At 61.8% G+C, this 15,032-nt stretch carries 16 protein-coding genes; 6 read left to right on the top strand and 10 right to left on the bottom strand.

From position 1 onward, the window contains the following. The first annotated feature begins 42 nt into the window (after nt 1-42). Entirely contained in the window at nt 43-507 is a 465-nt protein-coding gene (locus G6N83_RS10855; RefSeq protein WP_241246191.1) for a GNAT family N-acetyltransferase, read from the top strand. Between the two features lie 3 nt (nt 508-510). Here G6N83_RS10855 and ispD read toward each other — a convergent pair whose 3' ends face one another. Continuing rightward, complete coding sequence (ispD, locus tag G6N83_RS10850) at nt 511-1,701, bottom strand: 2-C-methyl-D-erythritol 4-phosphate cytidylyltransferase (RefSeq protein ID WP_165141953.1); 1,191 nt, start codon at nt 1,699-1,701, stop codon at nt 511-513. A 29-nt stretch (nt 1,702-1,730) separates the two neighbouring features. Beyond that, on the bottom strand, nt 1,731-2,213 hold the full coding sequence (locus tag G6N83_RS10845; protein ID WP_165141951.1) for a CarD family transcriptional regulator: 483 nt from the start codon (nt 2,211-2,213) through the stop codon (nt 1,731-1,733). Nucleotides 2,214-2,369: 156 nt separating this feature from the next. On the opposite strand from G6N83_RS10845, the gene G6N83_RS10840 reads away from it, so the two are divergent. Then, a complete protein-coding gene (locus G6N83_RS10840) occupies nt 2,370-2,846 on the top strand; it encodes a DNA modification methylase (RefSeq protein WP_165141949.1) in 477 nt (158 codons plus the stop codon). 56 nt (nt 2,847-2,902) lie between these two features. Here the strand turns inward: G6N83_RS10840 and G6N83_RS10835 are convergent, their stop codons facing one another. After that, nucleotides 2,903-3,586 carry a response regulator transcription factor gene (locus G6N83_RS10835; protein WP_165141947.1) on the bottom strand — a complete coding sequence of 228 codons (684 nt, stop codon included), beginning with the start codon at nt 3,584-3,586 and terminating at the stop codon, nt 2,903-2,905. Beyond that, nucleotides 3,583-4,782 (bottom strand): sensor histidine kinase, encoded by a 1,200-nt coding sequence (locus G6N83_RS10830; RefSeq protein ID WP_165141945.1) that lies wholly within the window; start codon nt 4,780-4,782, stop codon nt 3,583-3,585. Before G6N83_RS10830 ends, G6N83_RS10835 begins: the two co-directional genes overlap by 4 nt. 161 nt (nt 4,783-4,943) lie before the next feature. Here G6N83_RS10830 and phoU point away from each other — a divergent pair, with 161 nt between their 5' ends. Beyond that, complete coding sequence (gene phoU, locus G6N83_RS10825) at nt 4,944-5,603, top strand: phosphate signaling complex protein PhoU (protein ID WP_165141943.1); 660 nt, start codon at nt 4,944-4,946, stop codon at nt 5,601-5,603. A gap of 67 nt (nt 5,604-5,670) precedes the next feature. Here the strand turns inward: phoU and G6N83_RS10820 are convergent, their stop codons facing one another. The 5 genes from G6N83_RS10820 to G6N83_RS10800 form a co-directional block, all read right to left on the bottom strand. Beyond that, nucleotides 5,671-6,420 carry a phosphoglyceromutase gene (locus G6N83_RS10820; RefSeq protein ID WP_165141941.1) on the bottom strand — a complete coding sequence of 250 codons (750 nt, stop codon included), beginning with the start codon at nt 6,418-6,420 and terminating at the stop codon, nt 5,671-5,673. Between the two features lie 60 nt (nt 6,421-6,480). After that, on the bottom strand, nt 6,481-7,593 hold the full coding sequence (locus G6N83_RS10815) for an aromatic acid exporter family protein (RefSeq protein WP_183408401.1): 1,113 nt from the start codon (nt 7,591-7,593) through the stop codon (nt 6,481-6,483). After that, complete coding sequence (ygfZ, locus tag G6N83_RS10810; protein WP_165141939.1) at nt 7,590-8,678, bottom strand: CAF17-like 4Fe-4S cluster assembly/insertion protein YgfZ; 1,089 nt, start codon at nt 8,676-8,678, stop codon at nt 7,590-7,592. The genes G6N83_RS10815 and ygfZ overlap by 4 nt, the downstream gene beginning before the upstream one ends. After that, the gene (locus tag G6N83_RS10805) at nt 8,678-9,280 is read right to left on the bottom strand and encodes a heme-binding beta-barrel domain-containing protein (RefSeq protein ID WP_165141937.1); all 603 of its coding nucleotides are present in this window, start codon (nt 9,278-9,280) and stop codon (nt 8,678-8,680) included. The genes ygfZ and G6N83_RS10805 overlap by 1 nt, the downstream gene beginning before the upstream one ends. A gap of 143 nt (nt 9,281-9,423) precedes the next feature. Beyond that, nucleotides 9,424-9,714, bottom strand: a complete 291-nt coding sequence (locus G6N83_RS10800) for a hypothetical protein (protein ID WP_165141935.1) — start codon at nt 9,712-9,714, stop codon at nt 9,424-9,426. Nucleotides 9,715-9,826: 112 nt separating this feature from the next. Between G6N83_RS10800 and G6N83_RS10795 the strand changes: the two genes are divergently transcribed. Further along, nucleotides 9,827-10,525, top strand: coding sequence for a winged helix-turn-helix domain-containing protein (locus G6N83_RS10795; RefSeq protein ID WP_165141933.1), 699 nt, complete (start codon nt 9,827-9,829; stop codon nt 10,523-10,525). Between the two features lie 13 nt (nt 10,526-10,538). On the opposite strand, the gene G6N83_RS10790 is transcribed toward G6N83_RS10795, so the two are convergent. After that, on the bottom strand, nt 10,539-11,801 hold the full coding sequence (locus G6N83_RS10790) for an MFS transporter (RefSeq protein WP_165141931.1): 1,263 nt from the start codon (nt 11,799-11,801) through the stop codon (nt 10,539-10,541). A gap of 124 nt (nt 11,802-11,925) precedes the next feature. On the opposite strand from G6N83_RS10790, the gene G6N83_RS10785 reads away from it, so the two are divergent. Then, a complete protein-coding gene (locus tag G6N83_RS10785; RefSeq protein WP_165141929.1) occupies nt 11,926-14,097 on the top strand; it encodes an RNA degradosome polyphosphate kinase in 2,172 nt (723 codons plus the stop codon). Continuing rightward, a complete protein-coding gene (locus G6N83_RS10780) occupies nt 14,094-15,032 on the top strand; it encodes an NUDIX hydrolase (protein ID WP_165141927.1) in 939 nt (312 codons plus the stop codon). Before G6N83_RS10785 ends, G6N83_RS10780 begins: the two co-directional genes overlap by 4 nt.

The following is a 15,032-nucleotide window of genomic DNA, read 5'->3' as shown; positions in this document are numbered from 1 at the left end:
AAGTCAGTGCGAAACGAATCCCAGAAAAAGGTGTCGAGAACAGTGCCAACCATTGAGATCCGCATCGACGATCTTTCCGGTGAAGGTGTGCGCGCGCTCGTTCAATCCCACCTCACGTCGATGCACGCCACGTCTCCCGCCGACAGCTGCCACGCTCTCGACGTCGACCAGCTGCGGCATCCCTCGGTCACGTTCTGGTCAGCATGGATAGGCGACAGCGTTGCCGGAATCGCCGCGCTCAAGGTACTCGACTCTGATCGAGGTGAAATCAAGTCGATGCGCGCCGATGACAAATTTCGCGGCGATGGCGTTGGCCGAGCTCTCCTTCGTCACATCATCGCGACGGCACGGGACAAGGGGCTGTCGTCACTGTGGCTCGAAACCGGAACGGCACCCGAATTCACACCAGCGACTCGCCTCTATGCGAGTGAAGGGTTCGTCGATTGCGGCCCGTTCGACGAGTACCTCGAAGACCCGCACTCTCGCTACATGACCGCGAGCCTGTAAGCGCTAGGCAGGCTGCAGAAGTGCCACAGCGGTAGCCGTGACGCCATCACCGCGACCGGTGAATCCCAGCCCGTCGGTGGTCGTCGCTGAAACAGAGACTGACGCGCCGCCGAGCGCCGCGGAGAGGGCTGCTTCAGCTTCTTGTCGGCGTGCTGAAAATCGCGGACGAAGAGCCTGCACTTGCACCGAGACATTGCCGATGTGCCATCCTTCGGCAAGCAGAAGCTCCCGGGTGCGCGCGAGAAACGCATCAGCGTGCGCGCCCGAGAACTCCGGACGATCTACACCGAAGTGTGTGCCGATGTCACCGATTCCCGCAGCGGAAAGCAAGGCGTCAACAATCGCGTGTGCGACGGCGTCACCATCGGAATGGCCGGAAAGCGGCGCTTCGCCGGGCCATTCGAGTCCAGCCAACCAGAGCGTTCCCTCGCCACCGAATGCATGCACATCGGTACCCACACCGATGCGTGGCCCGACCGCCCGACGCGCGGGGACTGCATGCAGCGGAGAAACGAGGTGGCGCGCGCGGTCAAGATCAGGCGGGGTCGTAATCTTGAAAGCCAGCGTGTCGCCCTCGACCGAGACGACCTCATGACCAGACTCCGCGATGAGCGCGGCATCATCGGTGAATTCGACATCAGAAGACTCATACGCCGCGTCGAAAACGAGCCGAGCGAAGCCCTGCGGGGTTTGTGCGGCTGCTAATTCTGACCGATCGATCACGCCAATGATCTGCCCGCCCTCGACACGCTTGATCGTGTCGACCACAGGAACCGTCGGTATCGCTGCCGCAGCACCGCCCTCGATCGCTTCGATCACGCGAGCGAAGACATCCGGCGGCGTCAGTGCGCGCGCAGCGTCGTGAACGAGCACGATTTCAACGTCTGGCCATACGGCCATTCGACCGGCATTAACGGACGCCTGTCGAGTCGCTCCGCCCTCAACGACCGAGATGAGATCAGCACGATCACCGGCGACCTCGCGGACGTCCGTGAGCGCGTCACCCACTCGATCGGCGGGCGCGACAACAATCACCTGCGCTGAAGGCGCGCGAACGACTCCGCGGAGAGCGTGCCAAAGAATAGTGTGCTCATCGAGCCCCACGAATGCCTTCGGAGCGCCCGCTGACAGACGTGTCCCAGACCCCGCAGCGACCACGATCACCGCAACACGTGGCACAGGAGTGATTGCCACCCTTGGCTTCTCTCGTCGTAAAGCGAGCGCTAGCTCGCGAGCACCTCGTCGAGAACGACGCCTGCGCGCTCCTCGTCTGTCTTCTCCGCAAGTGCGAGCTCAGAAATCAAGATCTGACGCGCTTTTGCAAGCATGCGCTTCTCACCTGCGGACAAGCCACGATCCTGGTCTCGGCGCCACAGGTCACGAACGACTTCGCTGACCTTGATGACATCGCCCGACGCGAGCTTTTCCAAGTTCGCCTTGTACCGACGCGACCAGTTGGTCGGCTCTTCGGTGAAAGGAGCACGGAGGACATCGAAAACGCGCTCGAGTCCCTCTTTGCCAATCACATCTCGTACACCGACGAGATCGACGTTATCGGCCGGGACCTCAATCGTTAGATCGCCCTGGGTGACTCGGAGCTTGAGATAAATCTTCTCTTCGCCTCTGACCGTCCGGGTCTTCACTTCGGCGATCGTTGCTGCCCCGTGATGGGGGTAAACGACCGTTTCGCCAACCTCAAAAAGCATGGAGTTATGTCCTTTCGGCAACCTCAAGGATACCACAGGGCTTTGTGCGCTAAGGTATGCCGCCGCTGACCGCCATGCGATGCGCCCGGCTGCTCCGCGGTGCTGGCGCTACCCCATAGAATGCTAGAGAAGCTTTCAGCCACTGTGGGAGGAACCGTGAAATCGCGCCTCATCGCGTCGCTCGTCGTGAGCGCTGCCGTTGTCGTCGGAACGACAGGATGCAGCATGATCACGCCGGCGTCCACGACAGTCCCCTACTCGCCCTCGGATGGCATCAACATTCCGAACGAGAGCGGGCCAGTCGAGATTCGTAACGTCTTGATCGTCACAAACGAAGAGGGCACAGAGGGAAACCTCGTAGCCGCCCTGGTGAACACGTCAGACCAAGCCCAAACCGTGACACTCGACATCGGAGAAGCGGGTAGTTCGAACACGCAGCGTCTTCGCATTCCCGCGGGAAGCAACGTGAGCTTGGGAGCCGAAGGAACGGCACCTTTGCTTCTCACCGACCTCGACACCGCGGCTGGTGCGACGCTTCCGATTACGTTCCAGTCCGGCACCTCGACTGGCATCACCGTCGACATTCCCGTTTTGAACGGCGATCTTTCTTACCTTTCCGACCTGGTGCCGTAAAGGTCCGGTCACAAAAAACCGCGGGGCGCTCAAGCGCCCCGCGGTTTTTTGTTGGATCACGCCTCGAAGCGGTACCCCAGACCTCGCACTGTGACCAACATGCTGGGACGGCTCGGGTGCTCTTCGATGCGAGAGCGAATCCGTTTGATGTGCACATCGAGAGTCTTCGTGTCTCCGAAGTAGTCGGTGCCCCACACACGATCAATGAGCTGGCCCCGAGTGAGGACTCTCCCCGCATTGCGCATGAGAACCTCGAGAAGCTCGAATTCTTTCAACGGCATACTGATCTCGCCACCGCCGACGGAAACCGTATGCCGATCTATGTCGAGCGAAACGCGTCCGCCACTCAAGACGTGTTCATCGAGATCAGCGTCCGCGCTTTCGAAGCGACGAAGTACTGCACGCATGCGCGCAAGCAGCTCCCGGGCCGAGTAGGGCTTTGTGACATAGTCGTCAGCACCCAACTCGAGTCCCACGACGATGTCGACTTCGGAGTCCTTCGCCGTCAGCATGATCACGGGGACGCTCGATGTGGTGCGCAACTGGCGACAGACCTCTGTTCCCGGCATGCCGGGAAGCATCAGGTCAAGCAGGACGATATCGGCGCTGCGCTCCCGAAACGCTGTCAACGCTGCGGCACCGTCTTCGGCGATCTCGGTCTCGAAGCCCTCGCGACGCAACAAATATGCGAGCGGATCTGCAAGATCCGGCTCGTCCTCGACAATGAGCACGCGGGTCATAGTGAAGCTCCATTCGTGGACTGAACTTTAGTCTTCTTCTTCCGTGCCTTAGACGGCTCCGGGATGTCATCGGGTGCTTTGGCGCGCGGGAGGCTGATTGTGAAAGTCGAGCCCTTGCCCTGCCTCGACCACAGGCGCACCTCTCCCCCGTGCCGCTGCACCGCGTGCTTCACGATAGACAGGCCGAGTCCGGTGCCGCCGGTGCGCCGAGAACGCGCTTGATCCGCGCGATAAAACCGCTCGAAAACCCGCTCCTGCTCGGCATCTGTCATTCCGATACCCCGGTCTGTGACAGAGATCTCGACTGCCTCGCCATCGAGCTTCACACCGACGCCCACTCGAGAGGAGCGCGGCGAGTACGCAATGGCATTCGCGACGAGGTTGCCTAGAGCTTCGCTCAAGATCTGCGCATCGCCGCGCACATACAATCCGCGCGTGCCACCACGAGCAACTTCGACGCCCGCGACATCTGCTTGCAGACTTTGCGCGTCGATCGCTCCAGTCACGATCTCATCGACGGAAACATCTCGCACGTTTGCCAACTCATCTGCCGCCTGAAGTCGCGAAAGATTCATGATGCGCGACGTCAGCGACGACAGTCGCGAAGCCTCAGCGTTGAGGCGTCGCGCGAATATCCGCACCTGTTCCGGGTCGTCAGCCGCCGACTCGATTGCTTCCGACAACAAACTCACGGCACCAACGGGGGTCTTGAGTTCATGGCTTGTATTCGCTACGAAATCGCGGCGCATCTGTTCGACACGTTCACGCTCGGTGATGTCGCGCACCACGATGAGCACAAGTCGGCCGGAGATGGCGCTCGCGCGTGCCGATACGAGACGCGGTTCGGCGGGAGCGAGTGCGCGTTTCAGAGTGAGCGTGGCAGCACCCGGCACATCGACCGCACGCGCCGCGCGGGCGAGGGTCCGCAGCTGCTCGTCGCTGATCACATCGCCGACATTCATGCCGAACCCGCCAGCCGCGACGGATGCCGCGCGGACGGTGCCGGATGCATCGACCACGATGGCCGCGTCATCCATGCCCGCTAAGACGTCGCGCACGCCGTCGGGTACATCGACGGATGCTTCGGCGAGCTGTCGGTCACGCGCCCGAAGCGCGACGACGACAACGAGCGCGGCGGACCCGCCAATAATCACCCCGAGTAACAGGGCGAGCAGCGCGAGCTGCGTCGTTTCCATTTCTCCAGATTAGACGGCGCTACACATCGCTTCGGAACCGGATTGAGGCAGATGCGCCCAGGCCAGCTACTATTCACTCTCGCGGCACCGTTCGTTAACCTTCGCTCGCGAGAATCGCGGAGGCCGGTTCGAACGCTTATCCCCGCCAGGAAGGAATGTCGATGCGCGAGGTTTTTCAGCAATCGCTGGCAGATGTGCAAGATCGACTCATTGAGATCGCCGAGCTCGTGGCAGAAGCCATGGCTAAAGCGACCCAATCATTCGGAACGAGTGATGTCGCGCTCGCCGAAGAAGTCATTGAAAACGACCCTGTTATTGACGAGAAGACGGTTGCGCTCGATGAGCTCGCAATCGATATTCTCGCTCGCCAACAACCCGTGGCAAGCGACCTTCGCGTTGTCGTTTCGGCGTTGCGCATCAGCGCATCGCTCGAGCGCATGGGTGACATCGCCGAGCACATCGCGCAGTTGACGCGTATGCGTTTCCCCGATCGGGCCATCCCGAAGGGCCTCAAGGGCACCTTCACCAAAATGGGTGAGCTTGATGTTGAACTCGCGAACAAGCTCGCCGAGTTGCTCCGTACGCGTGATGTCGCGCTTGCTGATGAGATTCGCAACGCCGACGACAAACTCGACGAACTGCACGTCAGCGTCTTCGAGAAGGTCTTGAGCGACTCATGGCGCGGCGAAGCTGCTGCCACCGTCGATGCAACCCTTGCAAGCCGCTACCTCGAGCGCTTCGGCGACCACGCGGTGTCAGTTTCGAAGAAGATCGTCTACCTCGCCACAGGTGACTGGGTGCCGGTAGCAGACGACGCGTAAGCAGCTATACAAACGAAGAAGGAGCGGATGCCACGTGGCATCCGCTCCTTCTTCGTTTGCGGTGGGGTTACTTCTTGCCCTGCGACGCGACGGCTGCGGCACCTGCGGCTGCGGCTTCAGGGTCGAGGTATTCGCCCGGGCCGAGCGGCTTAAGGTCGGCGTCGAGGCGATAGACGAGCGGAATTCCGGTGGGAATGTTGAGCTCCGCGATATCTGCATCGCTGATGCCCTCGAGGTGCTTCACGACACCGCGCAGTGAGTTACCGTGAGCCGTGACGAGTACCGTCTTGCCCGCGGTGAGGTCGGGAACGATCTCACTCGACCAGTACGGGAGCATGCGATCGATGACCAGCTTGAGCGATTCGGTGCGGGGCACGTCACCATCAATGCCGGCATAGCGAGGATCGTTCATCTGGCTGAATTCGCTGTCGTCAGCGAGCTCGGGGGGCGGCACGTCGAAGGAACGACGCCAGAGCATGAACTGCTCCTGGCCGAACTCTTCCAGCGTCTGAGCCTTGTCTTTGCCCTGCAGCGCACCGTAGTGACGCTCATTGAGGCGCCAGGAGCGCTTCACGGGAATCCAGAGGCGGTCGGCAGCGTCGAGCGCGATATTCGCGGTCTGGATCGCACGGCTGAGCACCGAGGTGTGCAGCACGTCAGGCAAAAGACCCGCTTCGGCGAGGAGCTTGCCACCGCGAGCGGCTTCAGCGCGCCCCTGTTCGGTGAGTCGCACATCCACCCACCCGGTGAAGAGATTGAGTTCGTTCCATTCGCTCTGCCCGTGGCGGAGGAGGATCAGCGTGTATGGCGCAGTCATACCCCAATGATACCGAGCAGACCTACCCCGACCAGGCCGGAACGTGCCGGGTGCGCCGACTCAGAGTCGTGGTACTGAGCTTCTCGCCTGTTCGCCGGGCATACCGGCAGCAGTGAGGAGATCTACCACAAGGGGTCGGAGCGAAAGGATCAGGTTCTGATCGCTCGGCGCAGCATCCGGCAGCATTGCTCCTGGGTCAAGTCTCACGGCGACAGCGCGCAGTGACTCGCGTGCCAACGGCTCGTAGGAGATATCAGTCAGCGAGAGGTGGACGAGCGTTGCACCGCGCTGAATCTCAGCAATCACGTCGGCGATAAGCGGGCGTTTGGCACCGTCATCTTCAACATAGAGCGCACGTCGGGCGATAACCCGCAGGTTTCGCACCGAGAGATCCATGGCTGAACGCACGCGTTCGTGGCGGAGAAGCTCCGGCTTGGTGCGCGCAAGAATCGGTGAGATACGCGCGATAGCGAGACTCGATTCGAGCGATGCCGTCCACGCGTCGATGCGGGTGCTCAAGGCGCGGGCTTTCTGGAGGGCTCGGTCTGCACGCATGCGGTCGCCACGGCGCAAGGCCTGAACCACGGTCGCCACCGCGTCATCAAAACCCGAAAAGACGCTCTCTGCATCCGCAAGTTCTGCGCGTCGCGTGTTCCGCGGAATAAGCGCTGTCACGGCGAGTGCGGCAGCTCCCCCGATGGCACCATCAAGAAGTCGTACGAACGGAACGTCGATCGGCAGAATCATGACGATCGCTGCCTGCGTTGCGGCCGCCATCGTGAAGCCCGGTGCGGTTGCCAGGAAGCGAGCTGCGGCCATCGCAAGTGCCAGCGAAAGAGCAAGCTGCCACCACCCGATGCCGAGTGTAATGACGAGGAGCTCCGCGATCAGGATGCCCACCAGCATCCCCGCAACAGTTTCGAGAACACGAATGGGTCGGGCATCTCGCACGAGGCCGAGACTCGAAATTGTCACTGTGGCCGCGAGCAGCGGTGTCGCGTGGCCGAAGCCCCACCGGGCTACGGCGACAGCAGCCGTCACAGCAACAACGATTTGGACAATCGCGCCGGCCGACCAGCGCACGCGCAACAGTCGTGGTCGAATATCCCAACGTGTGCGCCATCCGGTAGGAATCGGCGCCGTCAGCGGTGACGGGTCGTGGTCGCCGCTCACCGCACCGCAGCGCGCCGCGACAGTCGCGGCAGGCGCGGCACGTTGGCAGCGGCTCCCGCCTCCGGCGGCACGATGGTTTCGAGTGTCGCCGCGATCCGCCCCTCGGGCGTCTCTACCTGCACGACACCTTCGACCGGCGAATTCCGCTTGAGCATCGCGAGCGCGATCGGGCCATCCTCGTAATGCAACGCCGATGACCAGACGGTTCCAAGCAGAGTCTCGCCGTCGAACACCGAGGCATTCCTCGCCGGAAGTACGCTGTCGCTACCGTCGAGATGAAGCATCACCATTCGACGTGGCGGGTGCCCCAGGTTGTGTACTTTCGCGACAGTCTCTTGGCCGCGATAGCACCCCTTGCTGAGGTGAACGGAAGTGCGCAGCCAGTCGACCTCGTGAGGCAGCGTGCGATCGTCGATATCACGCACGCGCGGACGCCATGCCGCGAGCCGCAGTGCGTCAGCCGCGATATAACCCGCCAACGAAATCTCGTTGCTGGAAGCACGGTGCGCAAGCTCAGAGATTTCATCTGGCGTGAGCAGAGCTTCGGCCCAGGAGTAGTCAGTGCCGGGGTGGCTTTCGACAACCGCGTAGCCGTGGCCGCCAGGGGTAATCTCAGGCCAGCTATCGCGCCACGTCGGAGCAGTTGGTGCAACCGCCGCGAGGGCTTCTGGCGTTCCGCCGACCACCGAGTATTCCGCGCTCGCGTCACGCGGCGCTACTCGCAGCCGAAATCGCATCCGTGTCAACCACGCGAGCAATCCCTCGGCGTTCACATCATCGACGATGAGCCACGCCGTCTCACCATCGTCGTATACGGATGCCGCGTACTCGACGTGCCCGTTCGGACCAAGAATCAGCGTCTCCGAGCTGCCGGCCGGCGCGAGCGCGCTGAGCGCCTGGGACGAGATCGAATCCAGCCAGGTGAGTCGGTCTTCGCCGGCAACGGCGAGCACCGATCGATTCGAAAGCGGTACGACAGCGCTACCGTCGGCCAGCGATCGCTGCTCGCGCAGCGGCGCTCCGAAGTGAGCGACTCCGTACTCGTCGATCACAGCTCCAGAAATTCCAGCAAAAAGTTCGTTCATTAGTCCGCCTTCGCGAGTCGAGCTGACGCGTGCGATGCGAGTCCGGATCCGAGTGCTGCGATGTCCCATGCCCACAACAAATGCGAGTCGACGAGTCCGTACATTCGGGTCGCTGCCGCATATGGCTTCGCTCCCGCAGTGCGGACAACCGCATCCGTCGCAATGTCGATCCGCGGCCCAGTGGCCTGGCCGATGTAGAGCTCGCAGACGCCGTCCGCGCGGACAAGAGAAACTTCGATACCAAAGCCACCTTCGGGCGTTCGTAGTTTCTCGACGTCGTCCGCGGTACGCACGACAGCGGGTGCACTCGCGGGAAGAAGAGCCGGCCCTGGATCGGATGCCGCGGCATCACGCGCGAGCCGCCAATAGCCCATCTCGGCGAGAAGGGGACGTTGTTCGCCGTCCTCGCCAATCAGCCATGCCGAAGCCGAATAGTTGAGGTACGCGCCACCATCGTGGCTGAAACTCACGCGGTGGGCGAATTCGCCCGCAAAGTGGATGCCGTCGGCTTCGTAGTCGATGACGCCGCTCCCTTCCCAGACTCCGATGAGCCAGGAGAGGGGAACGAGTTCGGCAGGTAGATCCGTGGGTAGATCGATCACGACGGGGCCGCTAGCGCTGACCGCGGTAGAGGTTCTTGATCACGACTCCAGAGACGAAAGCGATCGCGAGCGAGGCAAGCCCCAGAAGTCCCACGAAGAAGAGTTCAAGCGCGACGAGATCCATGATCTGATTCTAGACCGATCTAGGCGGGGATGAGGGCGGCAACCCTGAACCCGGCGCTGATGATTCCCAGCACGATGAGCGCGCCGAGAATCGACAGCGATGTTCGCTGGATAAAGCGCTGGGTCTGCCCGTACCAGAGCTGAACGATGAAGGACAGGATGATCGCGCCTCCGAGCGCAACAAGCGTCCACGCGGAGCGGAGGTCGGACGGGACGAAGAACCCCACGACGAGTCCTGCGATGGCCGCGGCGATCCAAACGGTAACGATGCCACCGAGCGGACGGCGTGGGGCGAGGTCGGGCGCTGACATGCCTCTATTGTGGGGCATGCGCTGCGCTGGTGGAACGCCGGAGATGCCGGCGTGCACTCGCCAGCCCCTAAGATAAGGGCACGACGCGGTCTACCGCGGCCGGGAGGACTCTTTGGCACAGCTTCTTGTACTCAGCTCCGCACACGGGGGCGGCCCGATCCTGCCCGCGCTCGAACTCTTGAGCCACCGTGTACGACAAATCCCGGCAGAACCGGCACAGTTGGTCAATGCGCCGAGCGCGGATGTGATCTTCATCGATGCGCGTATTGACCTCGTCGGCGCGAAGTCGCTCTGCAAAATCCTCAACACGACAGGTCTCGATGCGCCGCTCCTGCTGGTTGTCACAGAAGGCGGCCTGACCGCTGTGTCGACGGACTGGGGCGTGGACGACGTCATCCTCGTCACCGCTGGCCCCGCGGAAGTGGACGCGCGTATCCGCCTCGCGATCGGACGAGTCACAAAAGAACAGGTCTCGAGCCGGATCCAGACGTCGGGCATCACGATCGATGAATCGTCGTACTCGGCCAAGGTGCACGGGAAGCCGCTCGACCTCACATACAAGGAGTTCCAGCTTCTCCACTTTTTCGCCACGCACCCCTCACGTGTCTTCACCCGCGAACAGCTGCTGAGCGAAGTCTGGGGATACGACTACTTCGGCGGCACTCGCACTGTCGACGTTCATGTGAGGCGCTTGCGCGCAAAACTCGGCGACCTCGAGCAGCTCATCGGAACAGTTCGAAACGTCGGCTACCGCTTCAACGTGTACGAAGAAGATCAGGTGCCTCCGCGCAAGGAACGCTCCGACGCGTAGCGAAACACTCGCCCTATCGCGCCGGTCGCTCTCGCAGGCGAGATGAGATCGCCATCGCCAACCCGATGACCGCGAGGGAAATCGATGCGGTGAGCACGAGCGCGAACGCTCCGCGCGATCCGGTTTGCTCAGCCCAGACGCCGGCGATCGCAGCACCAGCTGCGATCCCGATGACGACGCCACTGGCCGCAAGAGTCATCGCGATTCCGGCGCGACCGTTCACAACGACAGACCCCGTGACGGTGAAGATCGTGAGCAACAGCGGTCCTTGAAAAAGACCCGCGAAAATGGCTGCCGCCAGCACAAAGCCGAGACCGGGCGCCCACAGCAGCAACGTCGCGCCCACGCTCATGCCGACGCCGGCTATCCACCACCGCGTCCAAAGTCCGATTCGCGCCGGCAACCACACCATCGCGATTGTTGTGACAGCCGAACCCACGGCCATGACCGCATAAAGGAGCGCACCGGCATCCGGGATGCCGATCTCTTCGGCGAACGCGGTGAGACCAGTCTGTGAAGCGCCGAAGAACACACCCATCGCGAGCATGCCGGTAAGAGACACAGCGACAAGAAATCTGCGACCCGCTGGCGCGCCAGCGGTGTCGTCGGTCTCGGTGTCGTCACGCATATCGCGACGACGCGGCACCAGCCGGTGCGTGCGGTGCACGGCGAACTGCGTCACAAATACGACGACCAGAATCCCGGCAACGATCACTGCTGCCTGCGGCGCGAGCGTCACCGCGAGAATGCCGACGATCGCGGGCCCGAAAATGTACGCGAGCTCGTCGACAACGCCCTCGAATGCAAAAGCTGCCGGAAGATCGCCATCGGCCACGGCCATCCAACGTGCTCGCGAGAGCGCACCAACCTGAGGAAGCGTCAGTCCCGCCGCACCGGAAAGCGCGACAGTGATCGCATCAGGGCCCACTCCTGCTGTCAGAACCAGAGCCACGAGGAACGTGACGTGGAGGACGACCCCACCGAGCAATACGCCTCGCTGCCCCCATCGATCTGCGAGGTAGCCGCTCGTGGGCGCGCCGATTGCTTCGCCAATAGCGGCGGCGGATGCGGCGAAACCACCGATTGCGATTGAACCCGTCGCGGATGTTGCGAGAGTGAGGATGGCAAGTGGCACCATCGCCATCGGCAATCGACCGAATGTGGTCGCGGCGAGATACGCCCACCCAACCCGCTGCGGAAGCGCTCGGTAGCTGGTAAAGCCCCGCTCGGACGATGGCTCGTTGGACGATGGCGGCGCTGTGTCGCTTTTAGACATGACTGACCTATCTTCTGGCGTGTCCCCCACCCGGATCACGCCTCGGCCCGTTCATTCGATCTGAGGCGACATTATCAGCATGAGAGTTCACACGGCGGTCACTTCTGAATGTCATGATGAAGGAATGATCCACGAGACATTGGACACCGGTCTTGGTGACGCAGACGACGACGACTTCGATGGAGTCGACGAATCGCGCGACTCAGAACTGCCAGAGAACAGATATCTCGACAGAGAGCTGAGCTGGCTCGCGTTCAATCAGCGCGTGCTCGAGCTCGCTGAGGATCCTCACCTCCCGGCACTGGAGCGCGCCAACTTCCTCGCGATTTTCGGCAGCAACCTCGATGAGTTCTTCATGGTGCGTGTTGCGGGACTGAAGCGTCGAATCATCACCGGGCTTGCAGTTCCCACCAACGTTGGCCGCGCTCCGCAGGATGTGTTGGCCGACATTTCTCAAGAAGCGCACACTCTGCAACTGCGCCACGCTGATGCATGGCGAAACCTTGTGCGCCCAGCACTTGCTGATGCCGGCATCGACGTCGTGCGTTGGGACGAGCTTTCCGACCCGGATCGTGCGCGGCTCTACGACTACTTTCAGACGCAGGTTTTTCCGGTTCTGATGCCACTGGCAGTCGACCCGGCACACCCGTTCCCCTATATTTCGGGCCTCAGCCTGAACCTTGCGATCCGCATCCGCAATGCCAAGACGGGTCGCCAAGAGTTCGCGCGCCTCAAAGTGCCGCCGATGCTCCCGAGGTTCGTCGAGGTGCTTCGCGAGGGCGACCGCGTGCGGTACCTCCCCCTCGAAGATCTGATCTCCAACAATCTCGCGGATCTTTTCCCGGGGATGGAGATTCTCGATCATCACGCCTTCCGTCTCACCCGCAATGAAGACATGGTGATCGAAGAAGACGAGACCGAGAACCTGATCCAGGCCCTCGAAGCGGAGCTCATGCGTCGCCGATTCGGGCCCCCGATTCGGCTTGAGATCGCCGACGACATGGACGAACTCACGTTGAAGCTGCTCGTCGATGAGCTCGGCATCACGACGCAGGAGGTGTATCGACTTCCGGCGCCGCTCGATCTTCGCGGTCTGTTTGACCTCGCACGCATCGAACGCCCCGACCTGCACTACACACCCCACGTTCCTACAACAGCTGCAGCGTTCCAGCCGGGCGACAACAACGAGCGAGTGGACTTCTTCACCGCTATCCGCAAAGCAGATGTGCTCGTACACCACCCTTACGAGTCATTCGCAACGAGCGTGCAGGCGTTCCTCGAACAGGCGGCGAAAGACCCTTACGTTCTCGCCATCAAGCAGACGCTGTACCGCACGTCTGGCGACAGCCCCATCGTGCAGGCACTCATCGACGCTGCCGAAGCCGGCAAGCAGGTGCTCGCGCTCGTCGAGGTCAAGGCGCGTTTCGATGAGGCGAACAACATCGTGTGGGCCCGCAAGCTCGAAAAGGCCGGCGTGCACGTCGTCTACGGTCTCGTGGGTTTGAAGACTCACTGCAAGCTTGCCCTTGTCATTCGACAAGAAGACAACGTGCTGCGTCATTACAGTCACGTCGGAACGGGTAACTACAACCCGAAGACCAGCCGTATTTATGAAGACTTCGGCTTGTTTACTGTGGACAACCAGGTGGGTCGCGATCTCACCCGCCTCTTCAACGAACTCAGCGGCTATGCGATCGAGAAGAAGTTCAAACGTCTGCTCGTTGCGCCGCTGCACTTGCGAAAAGGTCTCGTTCGACTGATCGATAAGGAGCGCACGAATGCGCTGGCAGGACGCCCATCCGGCATCCGAATCAAAGTCAACTCGATGGTTGATGAGCAGATCATCGACGCCCTCTATCGCGCCAGCCAAGCAGGCGTACCAGTGGACGTGTGGGTGCGCGGCATCTGCAGTCTGCGCCCCGGTGTCGCCGGGATGAGCGAAAACATCACGGTGCGGAGCATCCTGGGTCGCTACCTCGAACACTCGCGCCTTTTCTGTTTCGAAAATGATGGCGACCCCCAGGTTTACATCGGTAGCGCCGACATGATGCACCGAAACCTCGACCGTCGTGTCGAAGCCCTTGTTCGTATCGTCGACCCGGCGCAAATCGCCCACCTCGGCTCGTTGTTCACCGAGGCGCTGAGCGCAGAAACCAGCTCATGGTGGCTGGGTTCCGATGGCAAGTGGACGCGTCATAATTCGGATGCCGAGGGCAAACCGCTCGAGGATCTCCAAGACAAGACGATGGCCGCGATTCGACGTCAGCGTCGCGCGCGGGCACGGGCTATTCGGTGACGGCTACAGCTGTATACGCGGCCGGCGGAGTGGTCTGGCGCCTCGTCGACGGCAAGTTGAGGGTGCTGCTCGTCAGTCGCGAGGAATACCGCGATCTTTCGCTACCCAAGGGCAAGGTGGACCCTGGCGAGATGCTCGCGGAGACCGCGGTCCGTGAGATCCACGAAGAAACCGGCATCCGCACATCGCTCGGAATTCCCGTGGGCGTGTCGACCTATCATCTGCCCAGCGGGCGCAAGAAGATCGTGCACTACTGGTCGGCACACGCGACCGATGATGCGATCCGCGCCTCAGACTTCGTTCCGAATAAAGAAATTTCTGCGCTGACGTGGCTGAGTCCCAAGAAGGCACTCGCTCAAGTGAGCTACCCCGCTGATGTCGAGATTTTGGAGGCGTTCCTCAAGTTCGTCGATGACGGAGTGCTCGAAACGTTCCCGATCATCGCGCTTCGACATGCGAAGGCGCTCCCCCGCGAGTCATGGGCCGCGATCGACAGTGCACGCCCGTTGACCGCACGGGGAACACGACAGGCAGAGTCGATCGTCGGTGCGCTGCGAGCATTCGGCATTCGTCGGATCGTCTCGAGCGACGCGCGCCGATGCCTTGACACTGTCGCACCGCTTGCGGCCACGCTCGGAATCAAAGTCACAGCGACGCCCGAGCTGAGCCAAGACGCGTGGGAAGCGGGCACAGCAGACCCACGCAGCGTCATCAGCAAGAGGGTACGGTCGAGAAAAGCCGCTGTGCTGTGCAGCCACCGACCCGTGATGCCCGATGTTCTCAACGAGATCGCGATGACCACTGGAACTGTCGCTGGCTCGTACATCGGGGCCGCCGCGGCACTGGACCTGGCCGGGTTCTCTGTGGCCCATATTTCGGCCACGAACCCAGGTTCCGGAATTATCGCGATTGAGACGCACGTTCCGAAGGACTGA

The sequence above is a fragment of the Microbacterium endophyticum genome, from assembly GCF_011047135.1.
Lineage (GTDB): Bacteria > Actinomycetota > Actinomycetes > Actinomycetales > Microbacteriaceae > Microbacterium > Microbacterium endophyticum.
This window is presented reverse-complemented; position numbering and strand designations above follow the sequence as displayed.